At 72.5% G+C, this 23613-nt stretch carries 33 protein-coding genes and 1 pseudogene; 20 read left to right on the top strand and 14 right to left on the bottom strand.

All coding sequences use genetic code 11. From position 1 onward, the window contains the following. The first annotated feature begins 91 nt into the window (after positions 1–91). The 4 genes from ACZ6SA_RS26430 (at position 92) to ACZ6SA_RS26445 (ending at position 3069) form a co-directional block, all read left to right on the top strand. Positions 92–571: a hypothetical protein gene (locus tag ACZ6SA_RS26430; protein WP_443154064.1), complete on the top strand. Its 480-nt coding sequence runs from the start codon at positions 92–94 to the stop codon at positions 569–571. A gap of 42 nt (positions 572–613) precedes the next feature. Continuing rightward, positions 614–1189, top strand: a complete 576-nt coding sequence (locus ACZ6SA_RS26435; protein ID WP_465831057.1) for a Rossmann-fold NAD(P)-binding domain-containing protein — start codon at positions 614–616, stop codon at positions 1187–1189. A 116-nt stretch (positions 1190–1305) separates the two neighbouring features. Then, on the top strand, positions 1306–2400 hold the full coding sequence (locus ACZ6SA_RS26440) for an LLM class flavin-dependent oxidoreductase (RefSeq protein ID WP_347644345.1): 1095 nt from the start codon (positions 1306–1308) through the stop codon (positions 2398–2400). Positions 2401–2439: 39 nt separating this feature from the next. Beyond that, entirely contained in the window at positions 2440–3069 is a 630-nt protein-coding gene (locus tag ACZ6SA_RS26445; protein ID WP_465831059.1) for an FMN reductase, read from the top strand. Between the two features lie 43 nt (positions 3070–3112). Here the strand turns inward: ACZ6SA_RS26445 and ACZ6SA_RS26450 are convergent, their stop codons facing one another. Beyond that, on the bottom strand, positions 3113–4021 hold the full coding sequence (locus ACZ6SA_RS26450) for an NHL repeat-containing protein (RefSeq protein WP_465831061.1): 909 nt from the start codon (positions 4019–4021) through the stop codon (positions 3113–3115). Between the two features lie 158 nt (positions 4022–4179). On the opposite strand from ACZ6SA_RS26450, the gene ACZ6SA_RS26455 reads away from it, so the two are divergent. The 4 genes from ACZ6SA_RS26455 to ACZ6SA_RS26470 all read left to right on the top strand — a co-directional run bounded on the left by ACZ6SA_RS26455 (position 4180) and on the right by ACZ6SA_RS26470 (position 7007). Further along, positions 4180–4746: a hypothetical protein gene (locus tag ACZ6SA_RS26455; RefSeq protein WP_347643886.1), complete on the top strand. Its 567-nt coding sequence runs from the start codon at positions 4180–4182 to the stop codon at positions 4744–4746. Positions 4747–4774: 28 nt separating this feature from the next. Beyond that, a complete protein-coding gene (locus ACZ6SA_RS26460; RefSeq protein WP_347643887.1) occupies positions 4775–5380 on the top strand; it encodes a cyclodeaminase/cyclohydrolase family protein in 606 nt (201 codons plus the stop codon). After that, the gene (locus ACZ6SA_RS26465; RefSeq protein WP_465831064.1) at positions 5377–6204 is read left to right on the top strand and encodes a bifunctional 5,10-methylenetetrahydrofolate dehydrogenase/5,10-methenyltetrahydrofolate cyclohydrolase; all 828 of its coding nucleotides are present in this window, start codon (positions 5377–5379) and stop codon (positions 6202–6204) included. The genes ACZ6SA_RS26460 and ACZ6SA_RS26465 overlap by 4 nt, the downstream gene beginning before the upstream one ends. A gap of 74 nt (positions 6205–6278) precedes the next feature. Continuing rightward, a complete protein-coding gene (locus tag ACZ6SA_RS26470; RefSeq protein ID WP_465831066.1) occupies positions 6279–7007 on the top strand; it encodes a type 1 glutamine amidotransferase in 729 nt (242 codons plus the stop codon). On the opposite strand, the gene ACZ6SA_RS26475 is transcribed toward ACZ6SA_RS26470, so the two are convergent. Beyond that, positions 6976–7716, bottom strand: a complete 741-nt coding sequence (locus ACZ6SA_RS26475) for a sulfite exporter TauE/SafE family protein (RefSeq protein ID WP_465831068.1) — start codon at positions 7714–7716, stop codon at positions 6976–6978. The two genes, ACZ6SA_RS26470 and ACZ6SA_RS26475, sit on opposite strands and share 32 nt — an antisense overlap. 62 nt (positions 7717–7778) lie before the next feature. Further along, positions 7779–8867: an alpha/beta hydrolase gene (locus ACZ6SA_RS26480; protein ID WP_465831070.1), complete on the bottom strand. Its 1089-nt coding sequence runs from the start codon at positions 8865–8867 to the stop codon at positions 7779–7781. A 53-nt stretch (positions 8868–8920) separates the two neighbouring features. Between ACZ6SA_RS26480 and ACZ6SA_RS26485 the strand changes: the two genes are divergently transcribed. Continuing rightward, entirely contained in the window at positions 8921–9580 is a 660-nt protein-coding gene (locus ACZ6SA_RS26485; RefSeq protein WP_347643892.1) for an endonuclease V, read from the top strand. 18 nt (positions 9581–9598) lie between these two features. On the opposite strand, the gene ACZ6SA_RS26490 is transcribed toward ACZ6SA_RS26485, so the two are convergent. Both ACZ6SA_RS26490 and ACZ6SA_RS26495 read right to left on the bottom strand, forming a co-directional pair. Continuing rightward, positions 9599–9970 (bottom strand): hypothetical protein, encoded by a 372-nt coding sequence (locus tag ACZ6SA_RS26490; RefSeq protein WP_347643893.1) that lies wholly within the window; start codon positions 9968–9970, stop codon positions 9599–9601. Positions 9971–10074: 104 nt separating this feature from the next. Beyond that, on the bottom strand, positions 10075–10500 hold the full coding sequence (locus ACZ6SA_RS26495; protein WP_347643894.1) for an NADPH-dependent F420 reductase: 426 nt from the start codon (positions 10498–10500) through the stop codon (positions 10075–10077). A 130-nt stretch (positions 10501–10630) separates the two neighbouring features. On the opposite strand from ACZ6SA_RS26495, the gene ACZ6SA_RS26500 reads away from it, so the two are divergent. Genes ACZ6SA_RS26500 through ACZ6SA_RS26515 form a run of 4 tightly spaced genes read left to right on the top strand, consistent with a single transcriptional unit; the run spans position 10631 to position 11902 of the window. Then, entirely contained in the window at positions 10631–10756 is a 126-nt protein-coding gene (locus ACZ6SA_RS26500) for a hypothetical protein (RefSeq protein WP_347643895.1), read from the top strand. A gap of 12 nt (positions 10757–10768) precedes the next feature. Then, positions 10769–10912: a hypothetical protein gene (locus ACZ6SA_RS26505; protein ID WP_347643896.1), complete on the top strand. Its 144-nt coding sequence runs from the start codon at positions 10769–10771 to the stop codon at positions 10910–10912. A 50-nt stretch (positions 10913–10962) separates the two neighbouring features. Further along, the gene (locus ACZ6SA_RS26510) at positions 10963–11544 is read left to right on the top strand and encodes a TIGR00645 family protein (protein ID WP_347643897.1); all 582 of its coding nucleotides are present in this window, start codon (positions 10963–10965) and stop codon (positions 11542–11544) included. Between the two features lie 28 nt (positions 11545–11572). Continuing rightward, a complete protein-coding gene (locus ACZ6SA_RS26515) occupies positions 11573–11902 on the top strand; it encodes a hypothetical protein (protein ID WP_465831074.1) in 330 nt (109 codons plus the stop codon). A gap of 33 nt (positions 11903–11935) precedes the next feature. Here ACZ6SA_RS26515 and ACZ6SA_RS26520 read toward each other — a convergent pair whose 3' ends face one another. Together ACZ6SA_RS26520 and ACZ6SA_RS26525 are read right to left on the bottom strand one after the other, a co-directional pair. Beyond that, positions 11936–12751: an HAD family hydrolase gene (locus ACZ6SA_RS26520; protein WP_347643899.1), complete on the bottom strand. Its 816-nt coding sequence runs from the start codon at positions 12749–12751 to the stop codon at positions 11936–11938. A gap of 122 nt (positions 12752–12873) precedes the next feature. Next, on the bottom strand, positions 12874–13350 hold the full coding sequence (locus ACZ6SA_RS26525; protein WP_347643900.1) for a DUF2283 domain-containing protein: 477 nt from the start codon (positions 13348–13350) through the stop codon (positions 12874–12876). Between the two features lie 199 nt (positions 13351–13549). On the opposite strand from ACZ6SA_RS26525, the gene pyrF reads away from it, so the two are divergent. Further along, entirely contained in the window at positions 13550–14374 is an 825-nt protein-coding gene (gene pyrF, locus ACZ6SA_RS26530) for an orotidine-5'-phosphate decarboxylase (protein WP_347643901.1), read from the top strand. On the opposite strand, the gene ACZ6SA_RS26535 is transcribed toward pyrF, so the two are convergent. Beyond that, positions 14365–14691, bottom strand: coding sequence for an alcohol dehydrogenase catalytic domain-containing protein (locus ACZ6SA_RS26535; protein WP_465831077.1), 327 nt, complete (start codon positions 14689–14691; stop codon positions 14365–14367). The genes pyrF and ACZ6SA_RS26535 overlap by 10 nt on opposite strands. A 100-nt stretch (positions 14692–14791) precedes the next feature. Here ACZ6SA_RS26535 and ACZ6SA_RS26540 point away from each other — a divergent pair, with 100 nt between their 5' ends. Continuing rightward, a complete protein-coding gene (locus ACZ6SA_RS26540) occupies positions 14792–15064 on the top strand; it encodes a hypothetical protein (RefSeq protein WP_347643903.1) in 273 nt (90 codons plus the stop codon). A 112-nt stretch (positions 15065–15176) separates the two neighbouring features. Here ACZ6SA_RS26540 and ACZ6SA_RS26545 read toward each other — a convergent pair whose 3' ends face one another. Next, positions 15177–15767: a TetR/AcrR family transcriptional regulator gene (locus ACZ6SA_RS26545; protein ID WP_132596267.1), complete on the bottom strand. Its 591-nt coding sequence runs from the start codon at positions 15765–15767 to the stop codon at positions 15177–15179. Between the two features lie 115 nt (positions 15768–15882). On the opposite strand from ACZ6SA_RS26545, the gene ACZ6SA_RS26550 reads away from it, so the two are divergent. From ACZ6SA_RS26550 to ACZ6SA_RS26570, 5 genes and pseudogenes are all read left to right on the top strand, one after another. Beyond that, positions 15883–16548: an NADPH-dependent F420 reductase gene (locus tag ACZ6SA_RS26550; protein ID WP_347643904.1), complete on the top strand. Its 666-nt coding sequence runs from the start codon at positions 15883–15885 to the stop codon at positions 16546–16548. Positions 16549–16759: 211 nt separating this feature from the next. Continuing rightward, entirely contained in the window at positions 16760–17050 is a 291-nt protein-coding gene (locus tag ACZ6SA_RS26555) for a hypothetical protein (protein WP_465831080.1), read from the top strand. A gap of 32 nt (positions 17051–17082) precedes the next feature. Then, positions 17083–17916 (top strand): acyltransferase family protein, encoded by an 834-nt coding sequence (locus tag ACZ6SA_RS26560; RefSeq protein ID WP_465831185.1) that lies wholly within the window; start codon positions 17083–17085, stop codon positions 17914–17916. A 341-nt stretch (positions 17917–18257) separates the two neighbouring features. Next, complete coding sequence (locus ACZ6SA_RS26565; RefSeq protein ID WP_465831082.1) at positions 18258–18485, top strand: hypothetical protein; 228 nt, start codon at positions 18258–18260, stop codon at positions 18483–18485. Continuing rightward, positions 18395–18823 (top strand): annotated as a pseudogene (locus ACZ6SA_RS26570) (FCD domain-containing protein); the annotation flags it as partial. The gene ACZ6SA_RS26565 and the pseudogene ACZ6SA_RS26570, both read left to right, overlap by 91 nt. 109 nt (positions 18824–18932) lie before the next feature. Here the strand turns inward: ACZ6SA_RS26570 and ACZ6SA_RS26575 are convergent. The 5 genes from ACZ6SA_RS26575 to ACZ6SA_RS26595 are packed head-to-tail and all read right to left on the bottom strand — an operon-like array spanning position 18933 to position 23610. Continuing rightward, entirely contained in the window at positions 18933–19145 is a 213-nt protein-coding gene (locus tag ACZ6SA_RS26575) for a hypothetical protein (RefSeq protein WP_465831084.1), read from the bottom strand. A 25-nt stretch (positions 19146–19170) separates the two neighbouring features. Then, a complete protein-coding gene (gene rbsK / locus ACZ6SA_RS26580; RefSeq protein ID WP_465831086.1) occupies positions 19171–20055 on the bottom strand; it encodes a ribokinase in 885 nt (294 codons plus the stop codon). Continuing rightward, positions 20052–21386 carry an ADP-ribosylglycohydrolase family protein gene (locus ACZ6SA_RS26585; protein WP_347643907.1) on the bottom strand — a complete coding sequence of 445 codons (1335 nt, stop codon included), beginning with the start codon at positions 21384–21386 and terminating at the stop codon, positions 20052–20054. The genes rbsK and ACZ6SA_RS26585 overlap by 4 nt, the downstream gene beginning before the upstream one ends. Continuing rightward, positions 21383–22522 (bottom strand): ADP-ribosylglycohydrolase family protein, encoded by a 1140-nt coding sequence (locus ACZ6SA_RS26590; RefSeq protein ID WP_347643908.1) that lies wholly within the window; start codon positions 22520–22522, stop codon positions 21383–21385. The genes ACZ6SA_RS26585 and ACZ6SA_RS26590 overlap by 4 nt, the downstream gene beginning before the upstream one ends. Beyond that, on the bottom strand, positions 22519–23610 hold the full coding sequence (locus tag ACZ6SA_RS26595; RefSeq protein WP_347643909.1) for an ADP-ribosylglycohydrolase family protein: 1092 nt from the start codon (positions 23608–23610) through the stop codon (positions 22519–22521). The genes ACZ6SA_RS26590 and ACZ6SA_RS26595 overlap by 4 nt, the downstream gene beginning before the upstream one ends. Positions 23611–23613 lie beyond the last annotated feature (3 nt).

Genomic DNA, 23613 nt, shown 5'->3' on the forward strand with positions numbered 1-23613 from the left:
CGTAACGGGCCCTTTGTCACATATGCGCGGCGTAGTGCGTCTTATGGATAGACCCGTTCTCAGCCGACCTTCCTGTACGAGGTGATTCCCCTTGCCGCCCACTCCGGACGCCTCCTACGCCGACCCGGAATCCCTGCGGATCGACGTCGGCGCCAGCGAAGGGCTGATCTCGACGGGCCCGCGACTCCTGCGCACGCTCCCGTCGTTCCACGGCTCGATCTACCTGCGGCCGGCCGGTTCGCTGGCCGGCTTCGCGCTGAGATTCCCGCTGCCGCTGCCCGACCGCGAAGAGCTGGTGTGGGAGGCGGTGGAACTCGGTGCGGGCCGGCTGCCGCAGGAGGTCAGCGGGCAGGGCACCCTGCGGCTGGGGCGGCGGCAGGCCTTCGGGCGCGTGTCGGGCGTGTGCGCGGAGGTGCCCGGAGGGCGCTCCGGCCGCCCGTACCTGAAGATCGTGCTGGAAACGCGGCTGCCGTCACTGGCGCTGCGCTGGCCGCCCGAAGCCCGGCACCGGCTGCGGCAGGCCAGGCTCAGGCTCTTCACCGAGATCCGCCCGGACCCGATGAGAAACTAGGGAGCCACCGGGGTCGAGGCCGGAGCGGGGGGCGAACCAGGCGTGAAGGTGATCCTGTTCGGGGCGGCCGGGACGGTCGGGCGCGGGGTGCTCCGCCAGTGCCTGCTCGACGACCGGGTGACCGCGGTGCTCGCGGTCGGCCCCGCCCCGACGGGGGTCGTCCATGACAGGCTGCGCGAGATCGTGCGCGCCGACCTGCTCGACCTGGCGCCGGTCGAGGCCGGGCTCCGCGGCCACGACGCGTGCTTCTTCTGCCCGGGCGGCCCGGGACGCCCGCGCGCCGCGGGCGAGACGCTCGCGCGGCTCAACCCCGGTTCGGCCTTCGTGTACGTGTCGGGGGCCAGGGTCGACCGCGCGGCCGAGGAGGCGCTGCTCGCGCTGCCGTTGCGGTCCTACGTGTTCCGGCCGGGCCCGGTCCGGCAGGAAGGCGGCGGCACGGCGAGGACCGGGCTCCACCGGCTGGCGTACATCGTCGTCCGGCCGCTCTATCCCGTCCTGCGGAGGGTCCTCCCCGCGACGGCGACCACGCCCGGGCAGATCGGCCGGGCGATGATCACGGTCGCCGAGCGCGGCGCGCCCCGGCGGGTGCTCGGGCCCGCCGACATCAACGCGCTCTGACCCGGCCTCCCGTGCCCACGGCTCGTCCGCGGCCGATGGCGGATGATGGAATATCGGGACGGGCTTCGGCGCTACCCTTATCGTCAAATGTTCAACAGTCATGGACGGTGACTAAAGTGCAGTTCGGGATCTTCAGCGTGGGCGACGTGACCACCGACCCCACCACGGGCCGGACGCCGACCGAGCGCGAGCGCATCAAGGCGATGGTGACGATCGCGCTCAAGGCCGAGGAGGCCGGCCTCGACGTGTTCGCGACGGGTGAGCACCACAACCCGCCCTTCGTGCCGTCCTCGCCGACCACCATGCTCGGCTACATCGCCGCCAGGACGGAACGGCTGATCCTGTCCACGGCCACGACGCTGATCACCACCAACGACCCGGTGAAGATCGCCGAGGACTACGCCATGCTGCAGCACCTGGCCGACGGCCGGGTGGACCTCATGATGGGCCGGGGCAACACCGGCCCGGTCTACCCGTGGTTCGGCCAGGACATCCGGCAGGGCATCCCGCTGGCCATCGAGAACTACGCGCTGCTGCACCGGCTGTGGCGCGAGGACGTCGTCGACTGGGAGGGCCGCTTCCGCACTCCGCTGCAGGGCTTCACCTCGACGCCGCGCCCGCTCGACGGGGTGCCGCCGTTCGTGTGGCACGGCTCGATCCGCACCCCCGAGATCGCCGAGCAGGCCGCCTACTACGGCGACGGCTTCTTCGCCAACAACATCTTCTGGCCGAAGGAGCACTTCATCCGCCTGATCAACCTCTACCGGCAGCGCTACGCCCACTACGGCCACGGCACGCCCGAGCAGGCCATCGTCGGGCTGGGCGGCCAGGTGTTCATGCGCAGGAACTCGCAGGACGCGGTGCGGGAGTTCCGCCCGTACTTCGACAACGCCCCCGTGTACGGCCACGGGCCGTCGCTGGAGGAGTTCACCGCGGAGACGCCGCTCACGGTGGGCAGCCCGCAGCAGGTCATCGACAGGACGCTCGAGTTCAGGGAGCACTTCGGCGACTACCAGCGGCAGCTGTTCCTCATGGACCACGCGGGTCTGCCGCTGAAGACGGTGCTGGAGCAGATCGACCTCCTCGGCGAGGAGGTCGTGCCGGTGCTGCGCGAGGAGTTCGCCAAGGGCCGCCCCGCCGAGGTGCCCGGCGCCCCGACCCACGCCTCCCTGCTCGCGGCGAAGGACTCCGGCGCCCCCGTCACCGCCTGACCCCGATTCCCCGAAGGACTTCTGGAAGGACCGACGTACATGAAGCTCGCCATCGTCACGGCCGGACTGACCCAGCCCTCCTCCACCCGCCTGCTCGCCGACCGCCTCGCCGAGGCGGCGCGCCGGCGGCTGGAGGAGCGGGCGGAGCCGGTGGACGTACGCGTGATCGAGCTGCGCGAGCTGGCCGTGGACGTCGCCGGCGCGTTCGTGGCCGGCTTCCCCAACGCCCGGCTCCGGGGGGCGATCGAGGAGGTGACGGAGGCCGACGGGCTCATCGCGGTCACGCCGATCTTCAGCGGCTCGTACAGCGGCCTGTTCAAGAGCTTCTTCGACGTGATCGACAACACCGCGCTGGAGGGCAAGCCCGTGCTCATCGCCGCCACCGGCGGCACCGCCCGCCACTCGCTGGCGCTGGAGCACGCGCTGCGGCCGCTGTTCGCCTACCTGCGCGCGATCGTCGTCCCGACGGCCGTCTACGCGGCGTCGGAGGACTGGGGCGGCGGTGGCGACGCCTTCACCGACGGCCTCGGCGAGCGCGTCGCCCGCGCGGCGGACGAGCTGGCCGGGCTCATGGAGAGCCGCGCGCCCCGGCGGGACGACGCCGAGGAGGTCGTCCCGTTCGAGCAGCAGCTCGCGGCCCTGCGCCCGGCGAACGGCCAGGTCCGCTGACCACCTCGGGAGCGCGGACCGGCCGCGTCCCCCGAGGTCCTTCTCAGCGCTTGACGGCGACCACCGTGTACGGCGTCTCCGGCGTCGGCGTCGTGGTGAAGCGGGCGTTGGGCAGGTAGAGCCGGTGGCCGTGGGCGGCGACCGTCGTGGGCACGTCGAAGCGGGGGTCGGTCAGCCGCTTGACGATCTTGCCGGACGAGCCGTCGCGCGCCAGTTCCACGGCGGCGACCGTGTTGAGCCGGTTGAGCACGGCGTACAGGGTGCGGCCTGACAGGAGCAGGCCGTCGCCGTTGGCGAGCGCCTCGCCGCCCAGGTCCACCTCCGTGGTGGCGCCGGAGGACGGGTCGGCCTCGAACAGCTTGCCGGTGTTCGACTGGACGATCAGCAGTGACCTGCGGTCGGGGCTGGGGGCGATGCCGTTCGCGTTGATGCCGGTGCCGTACTCGATGTCGCCCTTGAGCGGGATCTTGACGGCCTTGGCGGGGAGCGCGCCGCCGCGCCCGAGCTCCAGCTTGTAGAGCACCGGGTTGGTGGAGTCGGTGAAGTAGGCGGCGCCGCGGGTGAGGATGACGTCGTTGACGAACGACTCGCCGGTGGCCAGCGTGTACGACCTGATCACTTTGCCCGTGCGCAGGTCGACCACCCGGGCGTCGCCGCCCGTCCCTCCGGCCACGAACAGCCGCCGCCCGTCCGTCTCGAGACCGAGCGACGGCGTGCCCGGCCCCTTGCTGACGACGGACCCCTTCCCGGTGCGCAGGTCGGCCCGGTAGATGTCACCGGTCGCGCGGGAGCCGAAGTAGGCGTACGGTCCCGGCCCGATCGCGATGCCCTCGGGCTGGAACCCGTCGGGCAGGTCGAACGTGCCGGGCTTGCCCGTGGCCTGCGCGGGGACACCGCCCGCGAGGAGGACGGCCAGGGCGCTGAGTGCGGTCTTCAGGATCGCGGATCTCATGCGGCCCACGATGCCCGCGCATGCCGAGGCGGGCAACGGCCGCCGGCGGGCTTCACAGCGATTTCGCAGGAACGTCCACGGGAGAAGCCGAGGGGCCCCTCACGCGGACGGATGCCGCACGGTAGCTTGGGACAGAGCCGAACAAACGGGGTTTTAACATGTCAAACGGTGCCCGTCATGCTCTCGGAGTGGTCGCCGGGCTGCTCCTGCCTCCGCTGATCGCCGTCGGACTGTCATTCGGAGTAGGCGATTTCGCGACGCGTCTGAGGGTCGCGTACGAGCTCTCCTGGCTCGGGCTGGCCGTCATCGCCGTGTCCGCGATCGCGCTCGCCTTCCTGGTCGGCTCCCGCCTGTCGCCGGTGGCGTCGCTGCTCGGGGGCCTCATGTTCACCGCGCTGGGTGTCCTGCCCCTCCTGGAGATGTTCACCCGCCAGCGGCTCCTGCCGAGCCAGTGGCTGCCCGACACCGTCGGGATCGGCTACCAGACCCTGGCCTACTCCTGCCTGCTGCTCTTCCTCGGCATCACGACGCTGGTGGTCTCCATGTTCCCGTCGAGGTGGCGGGCCGCCCACCGGCCACCACCTCCCGACCACCACCTCGAGCACGGCCTCGATTACGGTCACGCGTACGGCCCCGCCCACGACCCGTACCCGCCGCAGAGCGGCCCCGCCTACCCGCCGCAGAGCGGCCCCGGCGACACCACGCGGCCGATGTTCCGCGAATGAGCCGGGCACGGCCTGGCAGAATGCCGCCATGCGCGACTCTAGGATCGTCGACTTCCTGGCCGAGCTGGCCGACAGGGTGCCCGCACCCGGCGGCGGCGCGACCGCGGCCCTGCACGCGGCGCAGGCCGCCGCGCTGCTCGGCATGGTGGCCCGCTACACCACCGGCGAGAAGTACGCCGATCACGCCGGCACCGTCGCCGGCGTGATCGCCGAGACCGACGCCCTGCGGGGGCAGGCGCTGAAGCTGGCCGAGGAGGACGCCGCGGCCTTCACCGCGGTCACCGACGCCTACCGCCTGCCCAAGGGAGAGGAGCGCAGCGCGGCCATCGCCAGGGCGCTGGCCGCCGCCGCCGAGCCGCCCGCCCGCGTGGCCGAGACGGCCACGCGCGTCGTCGAGCTGTGCGAGGTGCTGCTGCCCGTCGCCAACCGCAACCTCGTCACCGACGTGGCCGCCGCCGCGGACGCCGCGCGCGCCGCGCTCTCCACCGCCAGGGTGAACGTCGAGGTCAACCTGGGCGGCATCGAGGACGAGCGGGCACGCCATGAGCTGACCGGCCGCCTGTCCGGCGTCGACGCGACCATCGCCAGAGCCGGCGCCGTGACCGCCTCCGTACGCGAGGAGATCAACCCGTGAAGGCGCTGCCGGGCAAGGACCTGGCCGCCGCCATCCGCGCCCGGACGCAGGCCGAGGCGGCCGCCGGCCCGCAGCCGCGCCTGGCCGTGGTGGTGGCCACGGCCGACGAGGCGAGCCTGTGGTACGTCCGCTCGATCGCCAAGGCGGCGGTCGGCGTGGGCATCGCCTGCGACCTGGTCGACCTGGGCCCCGGCGCGACCCCCGACCAGATCGGCCAGACGCTGACCCGGCTCAGCACGGACGCCGGCGTACACGCCGTGATGATGCAGACACCCCTGCCGGAGGGCGCTTCGGCGCAGGAGCTGGCCGGCGCGATCGACCCGCGCAAGGACGTCGACGGCGCCAACCCGCTCTCGCTCGGCCGGCTGGCGGCGGGACTGCCCGCGTTCCCGCCCGCCACGGCGGCCGCCGTGATGGCGCTGCTCGACCACCACGAGGTGGAACTGGAGGGGCGGCACGCCGTGGTGGTGGGCCGTTCCACCGTGGTGGGCAAGCCGCTGGCGCACCTGCTGCTCGACCGGAACGCCACCGTCACCGTCTGCCACTCGCGCACCCGCGACCTGGCCTCCGTCACCTCCACGGCCGAGGTGCTGGTCGCCGCGGCAGGCCGGGCCGGGTTGATCGGCGCCGCGCACGTCGCCCCCGGCGCGGTGGTGATCGACGTCGGCACCAACCCCACCGAGGACGGCGGGCTGACCGGCGACGTCGCCTCCGACGAGGTCGCCGCCGTGGCCGGCGCGCTCACCCCGGTGCCCGGCGGCGTGGGGCCGGTGACGACCGCCCTCCTGCTCCGCCACACCGCCAGGGCCGCTAACCTGCCGTGACCCCGGTCCCTTCCACGCCGTGCTTCCACGCCGTGCTTCCACGCCATGTTCGCGAACCCCAGCGGAGGCCCACGATGGGTGATGTCCTGATCGTCCAGAACAGCCGCAGCGGCGGCCCCGGCCGCGTGGGCGGATGGCTTGAGGACGCCGGACTGAAGCTGGACGTCGTGCACGCCCACGACGGCGCTCCCCTGCCCGGCCGCCTGGAGCACGACGCCATGATCGTGCTGGGCGGGGGCTACCTGCCCAGCGAGGACGACAGGGCGCCGTGGCTGGCCGGCACCCGGCGGCTGGCGGCCCAGGCGCTGGCGGACGGCGTGCCGTTCTTCGGGATCTGCCTGGGCGGCCAGCTCATCGCCGAGGTGGCGGGAGGCGTGGTGACGGGCGACACCGGAGCGCCCGAGAACGGCAGCGTCCCGGTCACGATCCGGCCCGAGGCCGCCACCGACCCGCTCTTCCACGACCTGCCCCCGGTGGTTCCCGCCGTCGAGCACCACAAGGACGCCGTCACCGGGCTGCCCGAGGGGGCCGTGCACCTGGCCGAGACGGCGGCGTGCCCGTACCAGGCGTTCCGGGTGGGCGAGCGGGCGTGGGGCGTGCAGTTCCACCCGGAGGTGACGCCCGCGCGCATCCGTGAGTGGCGAGCCGAGGGGTTCGACCCCGGAGAGGTCTACGAGCGGGCGGTGGCGGACGAGCCGGTGTCCACGCCCGTCTGGCGCCGGGTCACCGGCAGGTTCGCCGCGCTCGCGAAGGAACGGGCGGGCGTCCCGATCAGGTCACGTACGAATCCCAGCCCAGCTTGATCGCCACGGCCAGCCCGCAGGCCGCCGCCAGGTACCGCAGCCCCGAGCCCGGCATCCTGCGGGCGATCTTGGGGCCGGTCCATCCGCCGAGCAGGAACCCGGCCGCCAGCGGCGCCGCCGCACCCCAGTCCACCGGGCCGAACAGCGCGAACCCGAGCGCCGCCACCGCGTTCGCCAGCCCGGACAGCACGTTCTTCATCGCGTTGAGCTTGGCCGCGGGCTGGGCGAACGTGGCGGCCAGCACGGCGAACACCATCAGGCCTCCGGCCGCGCCGAAATAGCCGACGTAGATCGTCACGGCGAACAGCCCCACCCGCGCCGCCAGCCCGTGCTCGCCGTCCGCCCGGCCGGACGGCGGGCGGGCCAGCAGCAGCGAGGCCATCGCGATCAGCCACGGCGCGATCAGCTCGAACGTCTCGGCAGGGGTCATCAGCAGCAGGAACGCGCCCGTCGCGCCGCCGATCGCGGCCACCGGGCCGAGGCGGAGCATCCGGCCGCCCTCACCGGCCAGTTCGGGCCGCGAGCCCGCCGCGGCGCCGATGCCGGTGAAGACCAGGGCGACGGTGTTGGTGACGTTCGCGGTCAGCGGGGGCAGGCCGAACGCCAGCAGCGCCGGGTAGGAGACGACCGACGCGAGGCTCGCGACCGTGCTCACCACGCCGGCCACCACACCGACGCCGAGCAGTCCGAGCACCTCTCCGACGATCACCTGGACATGGTAGGCGGTGACCGGTTCGTCCCCTTCGGCGGGTGGCGGGCTTCTTGCCACGCTCAGGTGAGCGCCGCGGTGATGGCCTCCGCCGCTGCCCGCCAGATCGAGGTGGTGGGGGTGATGACGTCGAAGTGGTCGCCGGGCTGTTCCAGGTACGTCACGTCGTCGCCGGCCCGTCCGGCGGCCTCGGCGTAGCGGCGGCCGAAGTCGATCAGGTCCAGGTCGTCGGCGGCGCCCTGGACGACGAGCTGCGGCACGCCGATCGGCACTCTGAGCAGTGGCGACCCGGCCCCGTGGACGTCTGCTCCCCCGGACGACCGTTCCTCGCGACCGCCCATGGCGGCGGCGACGGCGCCGGAACCGAGCCACCGCCGCTCGGCCTCGACCAGGTCGAGCACGCCCGCGAGCGACACCGCCAGCGCGGCCCGCGCCCCGTCGGCCACCGCCCGCAACGCCAGCTGGGCGCCGGCAGAGTGTCCTCCTACCGCGATCCGATCGAGGTCCAGCGGGGTGCGGGGACGAAGGGCGTGGAGGGTGGCCAGGCCGGTGGCGACGTCGGCGGTGGTGGCGTGCCAGCCGTGCGTGTCGGGACGGCGGTATTCGAGGTTCCACACCGCGAACCCGCGCCCCGCCAGGTCGGCGCAGAGTGCCTCCATGAGGTCCGCGGCCCAGATCGAGCGCCAGTATCCGCCGTGGACCAGCGCCACGACCGGCGGCCTGGGAACGCCCTCCGGCACGTACAGATCACCCCATTGATCGCGGGACGGTCCGTAAGGGATCCTCAGGGGACTGTGGCGTACCCGGTGGAGGGCGTGCCGGATGCCCCAGCTCAGGCCGCTGAGCCCGCGCCCGTGCAGGTGGGAGGCGCCCTCCCCCGGCTCGACGCCGTCGGCCCGGTGCGTGTCCACCCAGACCACGGCTCCGAGCGGCCGTCCGATGAGGGCGCGCACCTCGGCCTCGGGCCCGGGGATCACGACCGCCCCGTCCCGCACGAGCGACAGCAGGTGAGAGGCGTCGCGGGCGTGGACGAGGGTGCCTCGCACGCCCAGGGCGGCGAATTCGCGGCCGGCGACCCGCGCCAGCAGCGCCGGGTCGGCGACGACCCCCGGACCGACGATCACCGGTACGTCCACCGGAACTTCGTTCATGACGACCGACCCTACGCAACGATCTCCGGCCGCGACCGCGTACCTTGATCGGGGTGCGGGTACGACGACTTCATCCATGGCCCTCCAGCGTCGCGGAGGCGGAGTCCATCCAGGACCGGCTGCGCGGGCACGTCGAGCTGACAGGACCCACCGGGTTCGCGCTGGTGGCGGGCCTGGACGTGCACTACCACGGCGACGACGCGGTGACGGCGGCCGTGGTCGTCCTCGACGGGAGCACGCTCACGCCGGTGGAGCAGGTGGTCGCCGAGGCGCGGGCGTCGTTCCCGTACGTGCCGGGACTGTTCGCCTTCCGCGAGCTGCCCGCGTTGATCGACGCCCTCGAACAGCTCACCGTGACCCCTGACCTGCTGGTCTGCGACGGGTACGGGCTGGCCCATCCGCGCGGGTTCGGGCTGGCCTGCCACCTGGGGGTGCTCACCGGTTTGCCGGCGCTGGGGGTGGGCAAGACGCCGTTCATCGGCACGCACGAGCCTCCCGGGCCGGAGCGCGGGGCGTGGACGCCGATCGTGTACGAGGGCGCCACGGTCGGGCGGGCGCTGCGCACGCGACGAGGGGTCAGACCGGTGTACGTCTCCCAGGGCCATCGCATCTCCCTGGACACGGCCACCGACGAGGTCCTCCGGCTCGCTGCCCGCTTCCGCCTCCCCGAGCCCGTCCGCCACGCCGACCACCTGGCCCGCCACCCCTCCTGACCCGCGCCCGCCGCAGGCTCAGCGGCGCCAGGACCAGACCACGAGCCACACGCTGAGCCCGAAGAGCCCCACCCCGAGCGGCACGTGCGCCGTCACCGCCCCGGAGCCGCCCAGCATCGACTGGACGAACCCGAGCAGCAGGATCGCCAGGCTGACCAGCGCGGGCCAGCCGGCCGCGCGGCCCGGACGCCACATCAGCACGGCCACGATGAGCTGCACCAGCCCCAGCACGTGCACGGCTAACGACCCCTGACCGTGCAGGGCGGCGCCGGCGCCGCTCATCAGCTGCCCGGCCGTCACGGCCTGAGCGAGCACGGATGCCGTGTTGAGGATGGCGACGACCTTGAACGCGGTCATGTACCCGCTGCCCTTGGCGACCTCGGTTACCACTGGACTTCTCCTTAGGCCTCGTAGGAAGGCCTCCAGGATTCTCCCTGGCGGTGCGCGCGGCATCCGCCGACCGTCGTCATCCCCGCTACGCCTCTCGTCGTACGTCAGCCCTGTCCGTGTGCGCCCGACGAGTCCAGCGGCGGCAGGATGGCCTGGGCGTCGGCGCCCCCGAACCACAGTCCGATCACGAACGCGGCGGTCGCCTCCAGTTGCGTCGCCCGGTCGAGCCCTCCTCCGTTCAGCGGCTCGCAGCCGAGGTCGGCGACCAGCGCGCGGGCGGAGTCCATGGCGGCCGGGTCGTCGCCGCACAGCGGCACGGCCAGTGGCCTCGCGCCGAACACCGGCGGCGTCATCCGCCACACGTCCACGTGGCACAGGTTGAACGCTTTCACGACGTGGCCTCCAGTGAGGTCGCTGATCAGGCGTGCGATCGGTCGCGTGGGGTCATAGCGGTCAGGGGCGGCAGCGTTGGTCACGTCGATGACGGGTTTGCCGCGCATCGACGCACCGGCGGCCTGAAGCACGTCCACGAGGCCCGCTTCCCTCCAGGACCGCCGATCCGCCGATCACTTCCCGCAGGAAAATCTTTAACTCAGAGTAATCATTCCATTACCCTGGGTAGTGTCATGGGTCGTTCGACACCCCTACCCAGGAGGTTCGATGTTGTCCATCTCCCGGCGGATCACGCCCGCCGTGCTCGCCGCGGGCGGCCTGGCCCTGTCCGCCGCCGTCCCGGTCCATGACCCGTCGTCCGGCAGCGCCGTGCGCGCGGGCGAAGAGCAGTGACAAGGAGTTCCGTTGAAGTTCGGTGTCCTGACCGCCGTCGCCGCCGCCGCGCTGGTGGCCGGCGCGTCCCCGATCCCGCTGGAACTGCTCGGCAACGGCTCCCCGCTCATTGACGTGGAGACCGTGGTCCAGCACGTCAACGTCCTGACGTCCTAGTGCGACTCGCTCAGGTGCCCGTGACCGCGTCGCGTACGAGGTCGCAGAAGATGCCGGAACGGGTCGGCTACGTCATGTTCCTGAGCCGGTGGATCCAGGCCCCGCTCTACGTGGGGTTGATCGCGGCCCAGGTCGTCTACGTGTGGCGGTTCATGGCGGAGCTGATCCATCTGATCCACCTCGGGTTCGGCGGCACGCCGCCCGAGACCACGGTCATGCTGATCGTCCTCGGTCTCGTGGACGTCGTCATGATCTCCAACCTGCTGATCATGGTCATCATCGGCGGCTACGAGACGTTCGTCTCGCGGTTGCGCATCGAGGGCCATCCTGACCAGCCCCAGTGGCTCTCGCACGTCAACGCCAACGTGCTCAAGGTCAAGCTGGCCATGGCCATCATCGGCATCTCGTCCATCCACCTCCTCCAGATCTTCATCAACGCGGCCAGACCGGCCATCACCGACAGGGAGTTGCTATGGAAAACCCTGATCCACCTGACCTTCGTGGTCTCGGCGCTGGCACTGGCGCTGATCGACCGGATGATGGAGGGCGGGCACCCTCAGCACGACACCGGCGACGGCGTCAGCCCCGCCGGCATGAAGGCCGCCTGGGCAGGCCGGCACACCTCGCCGTGACGCGGTGGTGCCGGGGATGGGGGTTCTGATGGGAACGAGGCGCTTCGTCGCCGCGGGGCTCGGGGCCGCGGTGGCGAGCGTGCTGTTCCCGTACGCCGCGCACGCCGTGGTCACGCCCCCGCCCACCGCGGCGGGCGCCCAGCCCGCGACGGCCGCCGAACCCGCCGAACCGGCCGAACCCGCCGAACCGGCCGCGGCCTCAAGCCGGCCGCTCATCGGTGACGTGATCGTCTTCAATGACGAGATCGTCGAACCCGTGTCGGCTCCGGTGAGCACGTGCGGCGGGCTGATGCCCGTGCTCAGCACCTCACCCGGCTCCTGCGACGGTGCCTCACGCGTGTCCGACGACGACGCCTGAGGCCGTACGTGCCCGCCCGCGTGGGCGGGCACGTCACCCGCGGGACCGTCCGTAGAGACCCTCCAGCACCGCGGCCACGCCGTCCTCGTCGTTGGAGAGCGTGCGCCGCTCGACCGCCGCCAGCACCAGATGGTGCGCGTTCGCCATGGCGTAGCCGGCGCCCGCGTACGCGAGCACCGCCAGATCGTTGGGCATGTCGCCGAACGCCACCACCTCACCGGCCTCGACGCCTCGCTCCCCGCAGAGCCGGTCGAGCGCGCCCGCCTTCGTCACGCCCGGCGCGCTGATCTCCAGCAGCCCCTCGTCGCTGGAGTACGTCACCTCGGCCTGGCCCTCGACGGCCGCCACCACGGCGGTGAACATCTCGTCGGCGGTGTGCGCGGCGGACATGGCGAGCAGCTTGACGATGGGCTCGTTCCCGTCGAAGACCGACGTCACCTCGCGGTAGTGCGCGAGGTCGTGGCTGACCCGCCGCGTGTAGGCCACTTCGGTCAGCACGTTCCTGCCGGTCTCGACGGCGAGGCCGACGCCGGGGATGGCCTCGGCCAGGGTGGCGGCGACCTTTCTGGCCGCCTCGGGCTGGAGCGGACGGCTGTCGATGATCTCGTCGGCGGCCACGTCGTAGGTGACGGCTCCGTTGCTGCAGATCGCGATGCCGGTGACGCCGGTCTGCTCGGCGATCTCGCGGACGCCGCGCGGCGCCCTGGCGGTGACGAAGACGATCTCGGCTCCGGCCGCCCGTGCGGACCGCAGGGCCTTCTTGGTGCGCGGGGTGATGGTGCCGGTGGAGGTGAGGAGGGTTCCGTCGAGGTCGGTGGCCACGATGCGCGGCGAGATCACGGTGCTCACCCGGGCGATTATCCCCGGCCGTGCCCGCCCGCAGGGTAGGCGGGTGTGCTCCCTCCCCCGCCCTGGTGACCGGCGGTGGTTGCCGGCCCGCCGGCGAGCGCTCGTGGAGGACGCCTCTCCGATCAGAGCCGCAGCTCGGGCGGGAGCGCCGCCGCCGCGTTCATGATCTCCAGGCCGAGGATCTGCCCGGATTCGCCGTAGTCGACGATGACGTCGTCAGCCTCGACCTGACGTATCGCCTCACCTGGTGCCATTTCGTGCTTCATGGAGACGTAGGCGATGTCGTGTTCCTGGTCCACGCTCACGTACACCGTCCGCGCCCGCCGGCCCTGCGGCGCGTCGTCCCAGCTCAGCAGGCCCCCCTTGGCCTCGTGGGACCCGGCGAGCGCCGCCCGCACCGTGACCATCGCCAGCCCGATCGCCTCCAGCGAGTCGAACGCGGTGACCTTCCGCTCGTGCTCCCACCCGGCGAGCCCGTCGATGCGGTACGGGCACGACCACTCGCCCGCCGGCTCCTCGTATGGCAGGCCGAGCGTGACGACGACGTCACGGGGCGGATCGGTACGCAGCACCAGCACACGATGGGCGATCTCGTACATGTCTGCTGATCTACCCCTCAGGCCAAGCGAGGAAGACTCGGATCGCACACCCTGTTCAGCATCGGGAGTCCTGTCCCGTATCGTCGCCGGAGAACCGTTCCGCCGGGGCCGGCGCCGAGGGTCGTGGCGGTGGTCGTGAGAGAGGCCGGGCGAGCACCATGTCGGGGGCAGCCAGGGGTCTCCGGCGAAGGAGGAGCCGATGAATGACACGTTCGGGGCGCGCCTGCGAGCCAGGCTCGACGCGTGCGGACCGCTCTGCGTGGGCCTCGACCCGAGCCCGGCGCTGCTGCACGCCTGGGGGCTCGACGACTCCCCCGCCGGTCTGGAGCGTTTCAGCCGTACGGTGGTCGACGAGGTGGGCGACGTGGCCGCGGTGGTCAAGCCGCAGTCGGCCTTCTTCGAGCGCTGGGGCAGCCGCGGCATCGCCGTGCTCGAACGCACCATGGCCGACCTGCGCGAGGCCGGCACGCTGGTGCTGCTCGACGTCAAGCGGGGCGACATCGGCAGCACGATGGCCGCCTACGCGGAGGCGTACCTCGACCGGGGCGGCCCGCTGGCCGCCGACGCGGTGACGCTCAGCCCCTACCTGGGGTTCGGGTCGCTCGAGGGCGCGATCACGTCGGCCATGCTCAACGACGCGGGCGTGTTCGTGCTGGCCCGCACCTCCAACCCCGAGGCGGCCGCGTTGCAGCGGCACGTGGCCGGCCAGGTGATCGCCGCCGCGGCGGCGGCGAACGCGGGGCACACGCCGTTCGGGCCGGTCGGGCTGGTCATGGGGGCCACGCTGCCCGCACTCGACGACGCGCTGGACGACCTCAACGGCCCCATTCTCGCGCCGGGGCTGGGCGCCCAGGGCGCCACCCCCGCCGACGTGGCCCGGGTGTTCGCGTCCGTCCGCCATGCCGTCGTGCCCTCGGTCTCCAGGGCCGTGCTCGCCGACCCCAAGCAGCTGCGCTCGCGCACGCTCGACTACCGGGACGAGTGCGCCGCCCGCCTGGGGACGAAGGTCGCCGCTCAGAAGTGAGCGTCAACGTACCGGCCAGACCTAGCGCGCCCGCCTGCGGCGGCCAGCCCTTCGGGGAGGGGAGCGATGCCGTAGGTGGCGGGCACGGTCAGGTACTCGGCCATCGCGCCGGGCCCCAGGAACGGCTTCATCACCACGCCGAACACCGGCTGCCCGACCGCGAAGCCCCCGACGCCCTCGCCGAGCGCCTCGACGGTGCCGGCGAAGTCCTTGCCCACCACCAGCGGGAAGCGGTGCTCCATCATCTGCTGCACGTAGCCGGCGGCGACCGACAGGTCGAAGCCGTCGACCGAGGAGCCGGCGACCTTCACCAGCACCTCCCCCGGTTCGGGCTGCGGGGTGGGGAGGTCGGCCAGAGCCGGGGTCTCCCATCGACCAAACCTCAGCGGCGTTGGCCAGCTTGCGGACGGTTGCGGGGTGCAGGCCGGGTTCCCGGCCGATAGCCGCCTTGCTGAGACCCTGTTTCAGCAGGTCATGCACGGCGGCGTGGTGTCGACGCAGCCGGGTGACGACTTTGAACTCGCGGTGATGCACCACGGGTGGTGGTTCGGCGGTGTGGGTGGCTGCGGCCTCGGCGGCCAGCGTTGCCGCGAGGTCTTGGCGGGCGGCGTACTGGGCCAGCACGGCGACGGCCCGATCGGCGAGCGGGCCTCGGACGCCTCGGCGAGATCGGCCATGGTGGACAGGTGAGCGGGGATGAGCGGCAGTAAGGGCCGGCTGCCGATGGTGTCTTCGACGCGGCTGTGAAGATCGCCGGGCTGAGACTACTCGTCTGATCGTCAGCGGCTCGCGCTCGCTGCGCTCACTTCTGGGCTTTGATGCCGTCCAAGGCCATGGCGAGCACCCGGTCGCGCTGCGCCTCCTGGACGAAGTTCGCTCCGCTGACACCGTTGACCAGGAATAGAATGTCGTCGAAGCTCACGTCGTCCCGGGCTTTGCCCGCGCCCTGGGCGCGCTCGAGAAGCGGCCGACCGGCCGCATGGATCATGTCGCGGCCGGTTACAAACATCTCCTCGCGGTGCGCGACGGCGTCGTAGATCGCCTTCTTGGTGGTCGCATAGCTGACGAACTGACGCAGCCAGCCCTCCAGGGCATCCCACGGTTCGAGGCCGCTCAACTCGGCTGCCATGCGGGCCAGGGCCTCCACCTCGTCCAGGTAGACGGCTTCGAACAGGTGCTGGCGGGTGGGGAAGTTGCGGTAGAGCGTCGCGATGTTGACCCCTGCCCGCCGGGCGATCCCCTCGAGCGAGGCGCCGGCGCCCTCGGCGCCGAACGCCTCACGGGCGGCGTCGAGCAGGGCGTCGAAGTTGCGGCGTGCGTCGGCGCGCGCAGGCCGACGCACGGTGAAACGGGGTTCGGCTCGCGTGCCGGGCTCGGTGGCACCCAATGACATACCTCTTTCTGCGACACCGACCTTGCTAAGTGAAGGGCTGCCTGCGTTAAAGTCAAGGCATGCCTTCGCTTATGCGGAAAACCCCTCTTACATTATCCCGGCCCGGCAGGAGACCATGACCACCATCGGCTTCATCGGCAGCGGAAACATCGGCAGCACTCTCGCCCGCCTCGGGGTCGACGCCGGCCACGACGTCGTCCTCAGCAACAGCCGCGGCCCGGAGACCTTGCAGAACCTGGTCGCACGGCTCGGCCCGCGCGCCCGCGCGACGACCCCTTCCGAGGCCGCGACCGCCGGCGACATCGTCGTGGTGACCATCCCGATCAAGGCCTACCGGCAGGTCCCCGCGGAACCCCTCCGGGGCCGGGTCGTCATCGACACACTCAACTACGACCCCGCCCGACAGGGCAGCGTCCCCGAGATCGACGCCGGCGACACCCCGGCCCACGTCCTGCTCCAGACCCACCTGACCGGCTCAAGCGTCGTCAAGGCGTTCAGCAACATCTTCTTCAAGCACCTGGCCACCCTGGGACGCCCGGCCGGCGCCCCGGACCGCAGCACCCTGCCCATCGCCGGCGACGACGCCGCCGCCAAGAAAGCGGTCGCCATCCTGATCGATTCGCTCGGCTATGACACGTACGACGTGGGCCCGCTCGCCGAGAGCCGCCGATTCGCGCCGGGCACACCCGCCCAGCACGCCTATCTCGACCCGGCCGGAATGTTCGCCGCCCCCGGCCGTCCCGCATCCGCGGACGATCTCGCCAAACTCCTCAACACGTGAGGAACGTCGTGACCGACCGACGCATCGTGATTCTATCTGCTATACAACAAGTAACACACATCGCTTCAGAGGGACATCTCATGCTGCCGGCAGAGATCCACCAGAAAACACCGACCCTCCCCATCGTCGCGTGGACTCGGTTATCCACGCGGGAGGTCGGCCCGCTCGAGCACAGCACACGGGCCGCACGGCCCGAAGGGACGGCGAACCGATGACGCAGCCCGCCAACCAGCAGGCCGCGTCGTCCACCACCGCCCCGCGGCTTCTTCATGTCGACAACCTACGCACCGCCCTGATGGCACTCGTGGTGATCCACCACTCCGTGATCGCTTACAGCAACATCCCGGACTGGTACTACACGGAACCACCGGCCGACTCCTCAGGAATGCTGCTGGACCTCCTGCTCCTGTTCAACCAGGCGTTTTTCATGGGCGCCTTCTTCCTCGTCTCAGGACTTTTCGTGCCACGGTCCTACGACCGCAAGGGGGCCGGCAGTTCCTGAGGGAGCGGCTGCTGCGTCTGGGAGTCCCGCTGCTGCTGTGGCTGCTGCTGATCCGTCCCCTGGTGACCATCGGCAGGTACGCCACAGCCAGCGAAGCCGCCGCCCGGCAGGGAACCGACCTGCCCTACTGGAAGTTCTACCTGCTCCACTACACACCGGGTCCGTTGTGGTTCGTCGAGGTGCTGCTCGTGTTCAGCGCGCTCTACGTCGTGTGGCGGCGCCTGGCCGGCCAGGGCCGGAGCGCGCCCGGGACGACCCCGGCCACCGGCCGGGCGCCCGGTACCGCCGCGATCGTCGGGTTCGTCATGGGGCTGTCACTGGTGACGTACGTGTGGCGCATGGTGGTGCCGATGGGCGTTACGGTGCTGGGGCTGCCGTCCCCCGGCTACCTGCCGCAGTACGCGGCGCTGTTCGTCGTCGGGCTGATCGCGGCCCGGCGCGGCTGGCTGGAGAGCCTGCCCAGAACAGCCGGCCGGGCCGGGTTCGCCACCGCAGCCGTCGCCACGGTGGTGCTCGTCCTCGTCGTGAGCTCCTACAGAGAGGTGAGCTTTGGCCACGGAACCCTGCCGTCCCTGCTGACGGCCATGTCGGAGTCGGCACTCGCCGTCGGTATCATCCTCGGCCTTCTGGTGCTGTTCAGGGAACGCCTCGGCCGCCAGGGCCGCCTCCGCCGGTTCCTGTCGGCGCACGCCTTCACCGTCTACGTCATCCACCCGGCCGTCCTGGTCGCCCTGGGCTACGCCCTGAGCGGCGTACAGGCGCCCGCGATCGCGAAGGCCGCGCTGCTCACCGCCATCGGGCTGCCGCTGTGCTGGGCGACGGCGTACCTGGTGCGCGCCCTGCCGGGCGCCCGGAAGGTGCTGTAGATCCGTAGGGAGGGGGCGACGGCACGTGGCCAAGACGGCCAGTGACAGGCCATCGCCCCCACCACATCAATCCCCCGGCCACGTCGCCCGGCCGCAACGGCGAGGGACCCGTCACGGCCGGTTCCGGTTCGCTACCGGTTACCGGTCCACTCCACTGCGGAACCGGTAACCTTTGCATATTTCTTCCCCGCCATGCTTTCTTCCTCCAGACCAGTAGAACTCGGCGCGGTCGTACGCACTGGATGCTGTTGGTGATCTTCACGAGGGTGGCAGGTCGTGGATGAGGCGTTCGAACGGTCGAAGAGAGCAAGTCGGCCGTCGGGGGAGACACCCGCTGTGTCGTGATCGGCAAGCCGGAGAAGGCTCGTGTCCGCGGCGACGAGGACGTGCTGGCCGCGGCCTCCTCGCCGAGGACGAGCCCGGGGGCGTGGCCGGCCGCGATCAGCAGGCGGTTGCGTTCCCGCAACGGGACGCTCAGATGCTCGGCCAGACGCGACACCATCGCGTTGCTGGGAATGGTCCGGCCCGTCTCCACGAAGCTGACGTGCCGGGCGGACACCTCTGCCTAAATCGCCAAATCAAGCTGGCTTCGCGTACGGGTGGCGCTCAGGGACGGGCAGGCGATTGCAGTGCTCGACGACCCGCCGGATCTCGTCGATGTCGGACAGGTACCGACGAGGACCTCGCGGCGCTGGAGGCGCGGGAGCGTGCGGCGGAGGGCGACGACGCCGCGTTCGTGGACGCCGACATCGCCCTGCACGCGGCGCTGGTGGCGGCGGCGGGCAACCCGGTGCTGGCTGACCTGTTCGCGGAGTTCGCGCCGGCGCTGCACGAAGGGCTGATCGGCCCGGTGGAGATGCTGGGACTGCGGGCGCGTCACCGCGCCCCTGGGCAGGAGACACACGCGGCGCTGGTGGCCGCTGTCCGGCGCGGGGACGCCGGCGCGGCCGACGGCATCCTGCGGGCGGAGCTTGGAGGAGACGCTCGCCCACCTGCACGGGGGACGCGCCTGACGGTCAGCCGGTGGGGCCGGCGTCCGGGCGGACGACGTCGTTCCCGTTCTCCTCCTCTCCGGCTTCCTCCTCCCGCGTGTCCTCGTCGTCAGGAGGGTCAGCGGAGACGGGGCGGCGACTCCTCGCCGTGCCGGCACCCGACCGTTCGGCGACGACGTCGCTCTCGCCCTCCACCCCGCCGACCGCGTCCGGCTTTTCCTCTGATGTGTCGCTCATGGTCACCACCTGCCCAGGCAGAACGTCATGAGACCTCGCGTTCGATCTCCTGGCGGGCCGGCATCGACGTGCTGGCCCCCTCGCGCTGCACCGACAGCGCCGCCGCCGCCGAGGCGAACCGCAGGGCGCCGGCCATGGCACGCCCCTCCGAGCGGGCCACCGCCAGCGCGCCCACGAACGTGTCGCCGGCCGCCGTCGTGTCCACCGCCTTCACCGGCGCCGCGGGCACGCGCAGCCGCTCCCCCGACCGGGACCCGAAGAGCGCGCCCTCAGAGCCCAGCGTGATCACGGCCTCCTCGACCAGCTCGAGCAGCGCGTCGAGCGCCGCGTCCGCGCCGGAGACGCCGGTGATGGCAGCCGCCTCGTGCTCGTTCGGGACGATGGTCGTGACCGCGTCGAGCAGCTCAGCCGGCAGGGGCTGCGCGGGCGCCGGCGTGAGGAACACGGGCACGCCCGCCGCCCTCGCCCCCCGCGCCGCCTCGACGACCGCGCCCATGGGCAGCTCCAGCTGGAGCAGCAGCGCTTGAGAGGCCGCGATCACGGCCAGGTCGTCGGGGGACGGTCCGGTCACCGTGCCGTTCGCCCCTGGCACGACGACGATCGAGTTGCCGCCGTCGTCGTCGACCACGATGTGCGCGATGCCGCTGGGCCCCGGCACCTGGCGCAGGCCGCTTACGTCGACGCCGGCCTCCGCCAGCGTGGCCCGCATCTCCGCGCCGAAACCGTCGTCGCCGACCGCCCCGAGGAACGCCACCCGCGCGCCCGCGCGGGCCGCGGCGATCGCCTGGTTGGCGCCCTTGCCGCCAGGAACGGTACGGAAGTGGCGCCCGGTGACCGTCTCGCCGCGTTTAGGGGCTTTTGAGACGTACGCGACGAGGTCCATGTTGGCGCTGCCGAAAACCGAGATCATATGGTCATCATCTCCTGGGTACGGGCGGCCAGCTCTTCCAGACCCACCCCGTCGAACCCGCTGAGGCTGCTGGCCAGGCGGTCGCGCATGCGCCAACGACCGGGCACGCCGCCGTTCAGCGCCCCCGCGAGGGATCCGGCCGTGGCCCCCGCCGAGTCGGTGTCCCAGCCGCCGGCGACCGCTCCCGCGATCGTGGCGGTGAAGTCGCCCCGGCCATGGATCAGCGTGGCGGCGACGAGGGCGGCGTTGTTGACCGTGTGCACCCAGTGCAGGGCGCCGTGGCGTTCGTGGAGGCGGTCGACGACCCGCTCGAAGTCGTCCTCGCGGGCGGCGTCCGCGACGGCCAGGCGGACGGCCTCGTGCAGCCGCGACCCCTCGGGCACCACGGACAGGCCCGCCCGCACCACCTCCTCCGCCGACGTGGCCACCAGCGAGGCGGCGCACATCGCGGCCACGAACATCGCCCCGTAGATCCCGTTCGCGGTGTGGGTGAGCCGGGCGTCGCGCCAGGCGTACTCGGCGGCCGTGGCCGGATCGCCCGGGTTGACCCAGCCGTACACGTCCGCCCTGATCAGCGCTCCGATCCACTCGCGGAACGGGTTGCGACGGGTGGCCGTGCGGGGCGGCTCGACGCCGTCCAGCAGGTTGCGGTACGCGACCCGCTCGGCGGTGAACGTACGGCCCGCGGGCAACTCGTCCAGCCACAGCCTGGCCACGTCGTCGGTGGTGAAGCCGCGGCCGTGACGTTCCAGGACGGTCAGGGCCAGCAGCGGGTAGTTGAGGTCGTCGTCCTCGGGGATGCCGTCGATGTTCTCGGCCAGGGAGTTGACGGCGCTGCGGCGGTTCCACGGCCAGCGGCGCGCGACGTCATCGGGCAGGCCCTTCGCGGTGAACCAGCCCCTGATGGGCCAGTTGCCGGTGGTCTCGGCGATCCGCCTGATGCCCTCGCGCGGGATCTTCTCGACGGGTTTGCCCAGGACGCACCCGGCCGCCCGCCCGAGCCAGGCGCCCAGCACCCGGGCGGGATCGGCCGCGCCGGGGCGGGGGGCGGGCCAGCCGGGGCAGGCGGCGATGATCGCGGCCAGGTCGGACGGCTCGTCGAGCGGCGACGGGATGGCCGCCAGCTCGTCCAGCAGCTCCTCTGCCAGCCCTCGCAGTCGCGCGGCGCCGGGGCCGGAGGCGCCCGCGCGTGGCGGGGCGTCGTGCCCTCCTGCCGCGTGCCACCGGGCCGCGATCTCCCGGACCCGGTCGCCGGCGCGGCCGTCCTCGGCCGCCTGGCGGAGCTCGTGGCCGAGCAGGTCCTCCGGCTGGACCCAGGTGAGCCGGATCACCGGCGGTCCAGGGCGGCGAAGGCGGCCTCGTGGTCGCGCCGCCGCGCGAGGTCGCCGGCGTGCACCCGGCGGGCGACCCCGGCGATGGCGAGCCCGGGAGCCACCAGGTCCGTACGGCTGGCGGCGCCGACCTGCTCCACCCACTCCGCCGGCACGGAGGACAGCCCTCCGAGCGCCCCCGCGATGGCCCCGCCCATGGAGGCGATCGAGTCGGCGTCGCGCCCGTAGTTGACGCCGCCGAGCACGGTGTCGCGGTAGCCGCCCTTGGCGATCACCAGGAACCCGAGCGCGAGCGGCAGCTCCTCGATGCTGTGCGTACGGCTCGGCCGCCGCGCCCCCAGCCCCTGGTCGCGGTAGGTGTCGGCGACGGTGTCGTACGGCCGCATGGCGGCGCGCAGCGCCTCGAACGATCCGTCCCAGTGCCCGAGCCCGGCGGCGGCCTCGCAGACGGCCTCGATGGCGGCCCTGGTGCCGTCCTTGGCCAGGCGCAGGCAGGTGGCGACCACGGAGTCGGCCGTGGCGCCCGGCCGCATGGCCTCGGCGACGGCGGCGGCCATCACCCCGGCGGCCTCGCGGCCGTAGCTGGACTGGTGGGCTCCGGCCAGGTCGATGGCCTCGGCGTAGGCGCCGTCGGGGTCGGCGGCGTTGACGATGCCGACGGGGGCGACGTACATGGCGGCGCCGCAGTTCACGATATTTCCGACACCGGCCTCACGCGGGTCCACGTGCCCGTAGTGCAGCCTGGCCACGATCCACTTCTCGGCCAGGAAGATCCGCTGCAGCGGCAGCGCCTCGGCCTCCAGCTCGGGGATCCACCGCCGCTCGCCCATCAGCTCCGGCACCATGTGCTCGGCCATCGCATACGCACCGAGGTGCCCGCCGGCCTTCTCGTAGACCCGGATCAGGGCGTGCGTCATCAACGTGTCGTCGGTGATGTGGCCGTCACCCTTGTGGTACGGCGCGATCGGCCGGGCGTTGCGCCAGTCCTCGTTGAACGGCGGCACGATGCCCTCGACCCGGCCCGCGTACCGGTCGACGATCTGTTCGGGGGTCCAGCCCTCGGTGGCGCCGCCCAGCGCGTCACCGACCGCCGCCCCCACCACGCAGCCGGTCGCCCTGTCCTCAAGCGGCGTCATGCGATTCCCTCCGTGACATCGTTGGCTAGTTCGATCAGATCCAGGCCCGCCAGGTCAGGCAGGCAGCAGCCGGCCAGCGTGCGCACCGGCGTGATCCACCCCTCCGGGACCGCGCCGAGCCCGCCGCAGGCTCCCGTGAGCGCTCCGGTCAGCGCGGGCGCCGAGTCGGCGAGCGCGGCCAGGCACGCCGCCGCGGGCACCGCCCGGCCCAGTTCCCCGCCCGACACCGCGGCCAGCGCCAGGGCGACGGGCACCGTCTGCGCCGCGCCGACACCGTAGCTGTAGACGTGGTCGAGCAGCGCACCGTCCAGCGCGGGGACGGCGGCGAACGGGTCACCCGCCGCCCGCGCGGCCTTGACCGCCAGCCGGGCGTTGTGGCCGATGGCGGTGCCGTCGGGCAGTGCGGCGAGCGCGGCCTCCACGGCGTTGACCGCCGAGCCCGACGCCACGGCCTCGGCCACGGCGGCGGCCATGGCTCTGGCGCCCAGGACGCCGTCGCCGGCGTTCGTCACCTCGGCGTCCCGCGTGGGGTCCCTCCCGAGGGCCCCGAACGCGACGGCCCTGACCGCGGCGGCGTCGTCGAAGAAGTGCGGGTTGTCGTGCCCGGACGCGGGCGGCTCCACCCCCTTGGCGAGGTTGTCGAGCGCGGTCGCCACCGAGATCCGCGCCCTGACCGCCCCGCCGCCGGCCCGCGCCCCGGACGATCCGGACGCCGCGTCACCGACCGCCCGCACCCCGGACGGCCCGGACGCCGGGTCACTGGCGGCGCGCGTCCCGGGGGTTCCCGGGGCCGGGTCGATGAGGTCCCTGAAGGCCTCGGCCCGCGGCCGGTCGATGGTGAGCGCCGTCCACGCCAGCCATTCGGCGTCGTCGGACGGGCCGACGCGCAGCGGCGCCACCGGCTGGTTCAGCGCGAACGGCACCGGCAGGGTGGTCACGCGATGTTCTTCCGCGAACGCGTCCAGCTCCCTGTACAGGCGCCGGCTCCAGGGCGCGTGCAGCGCCGCGCGGTGCCTGGCGGCGGGCCATCCGGCCGCGTCGCCCACGGCGAGCCCGGCGAAGGCGCCCCTGATCCTGTCCCCCGACATCGT

The organism is Nonomuraea sp. NPDC049378 (genome assembly GCF_055586745.1).

Bases quoted from the DNA above. Each gene is read 5' to 3' on its own strand.
- ACZ6SA_RS26445 (WP_465831059.1), top strand. From the start codon at position 2,440: ATGAAGCTCGCCATCGTCACGGCCGGACTGACCCAGCCCTCCTCCACC.
- ACZ6SA_RS26450 (WP_465831061.1), bottom strand. From the start codon at position 4,021: ATGAGATCCGCGATCCTGAAGACCGCACTCAGCGCCCTGGCCGTCCTC.
- ACZ6SA_RS26455 (WP_347643886.1), top strand. From the start codon at position 4,180: ATGTCAAACGGTGCCCGTCATGCTCTCGGAGTGGTCGCCGGGCTGCTC.
- ACZ6SA_RS26460 (WP_347643887.1), top strand. From the start codon at position 4,775: ATGCGCGACTCTAGGATCGTCGACTTCCTGGCCGAGCTGGCCGACAGG.
- ACZ6SA_RS26470 (WP_465831066.1), top strand. From the start codon at position 6,279: ATGGGTGATGTCCTGATCGTCCAGAACAGCCGCAGCGGCGGCCCCGGC.
- ACZ6SA_RS26480 (WP_465831070.1), bottom strand. From the start codon at position 8,867: ATGAACGAAGTTCCGGTGGACGTACCGGTGATCGTCGGTCCGGGGGTC.
- ACZ6SA_RS26500 (WP_347643895.1), top strand. From the start codon at position 10,631: ATGTTGTCCATCTCCCGGCGGATCACGCCCGCCGTGCTCGCCGCGGGC.
- ACZ6SA_RS26510 (WP_347643897.1), top strand. From the start codon at position 10,963: ATGCCGGAACGGGTCGGCTACGTCATGTTCCTGAGCCGGTGGATCCAG.
- ACZ6SA_RS26515 (WP_465831074.1), top strand. From the start codon at position 11,573: ATGGGAACGAGGCGCTTCGTCGCCGCGGGGCTCGGGGCCGCGGTGGCG.
- ACZ6SA_RS26525 (WP_347643900.1), bottom strand. From the start codon at position 13,350: ATGTACGAGATCGCCCATCGTGTGCTGGTGCTGCGTACCGATCCGCCC.
- pyrF (WP_347643901.1), top strand. From the start codon at position 13,550: ATGAATGACACGTTCGGGGCGCGCCTGCGAGCCAGGCTCGACGCGTGC.
- ACZ6SA_RS26545 (WP_132596267.1), bottom strand. From the start codon at position 15,767: ATGTCATTGGGTGCCACCGAGCCCGGCACGCGAGCCGAACCCCGTTTC.
- ACZ6SA_RS26550 (WP_347643904.1), top strand. From the start codon at position 15,883: ATGACCACCATCGGCTTCATCGGCAGCGGAAACATCGGCAGCACTCTC.
- ACZ6SA_RS26555 (WP_465831080.1), top strand. From the start codon at position 16,760: ATGACGCAGCCCGCCAACCAGCAGGCCGCGTCGTCCACCACCGCCCCG.
- ACZ6SA_RS26575 (WP_465831084.1), bottom strand. From the start codon at position 19,145: ATGAGCGACACATCAGAGGAAAAGCCGGACGCGGTCGGCGGGGTGGAG.
- rbsK (WP_465831086.1), bottom strand. From the start codon at position 20,055: ATGATCTCGGTTTTCGGCAGCGCCAACATGGACCTCGTCGCGTACGTC.
- ACZ6SA_RS26590 (WP_347643908.1), bottom strand. From the start codon at position 22,522: ATGACGCCGCTTGAGGACAGGGCGACCGGCTGCGTGGTGGGGGCGGCG.
- ACZ6SA_RS26595 (WP_347643909.1), bottom strand. From the start codon at position 23,610: ATGTCGGGGGACAGGATCAGGGGCGCCTTCGCCGGGCTCGCCGTGGGC.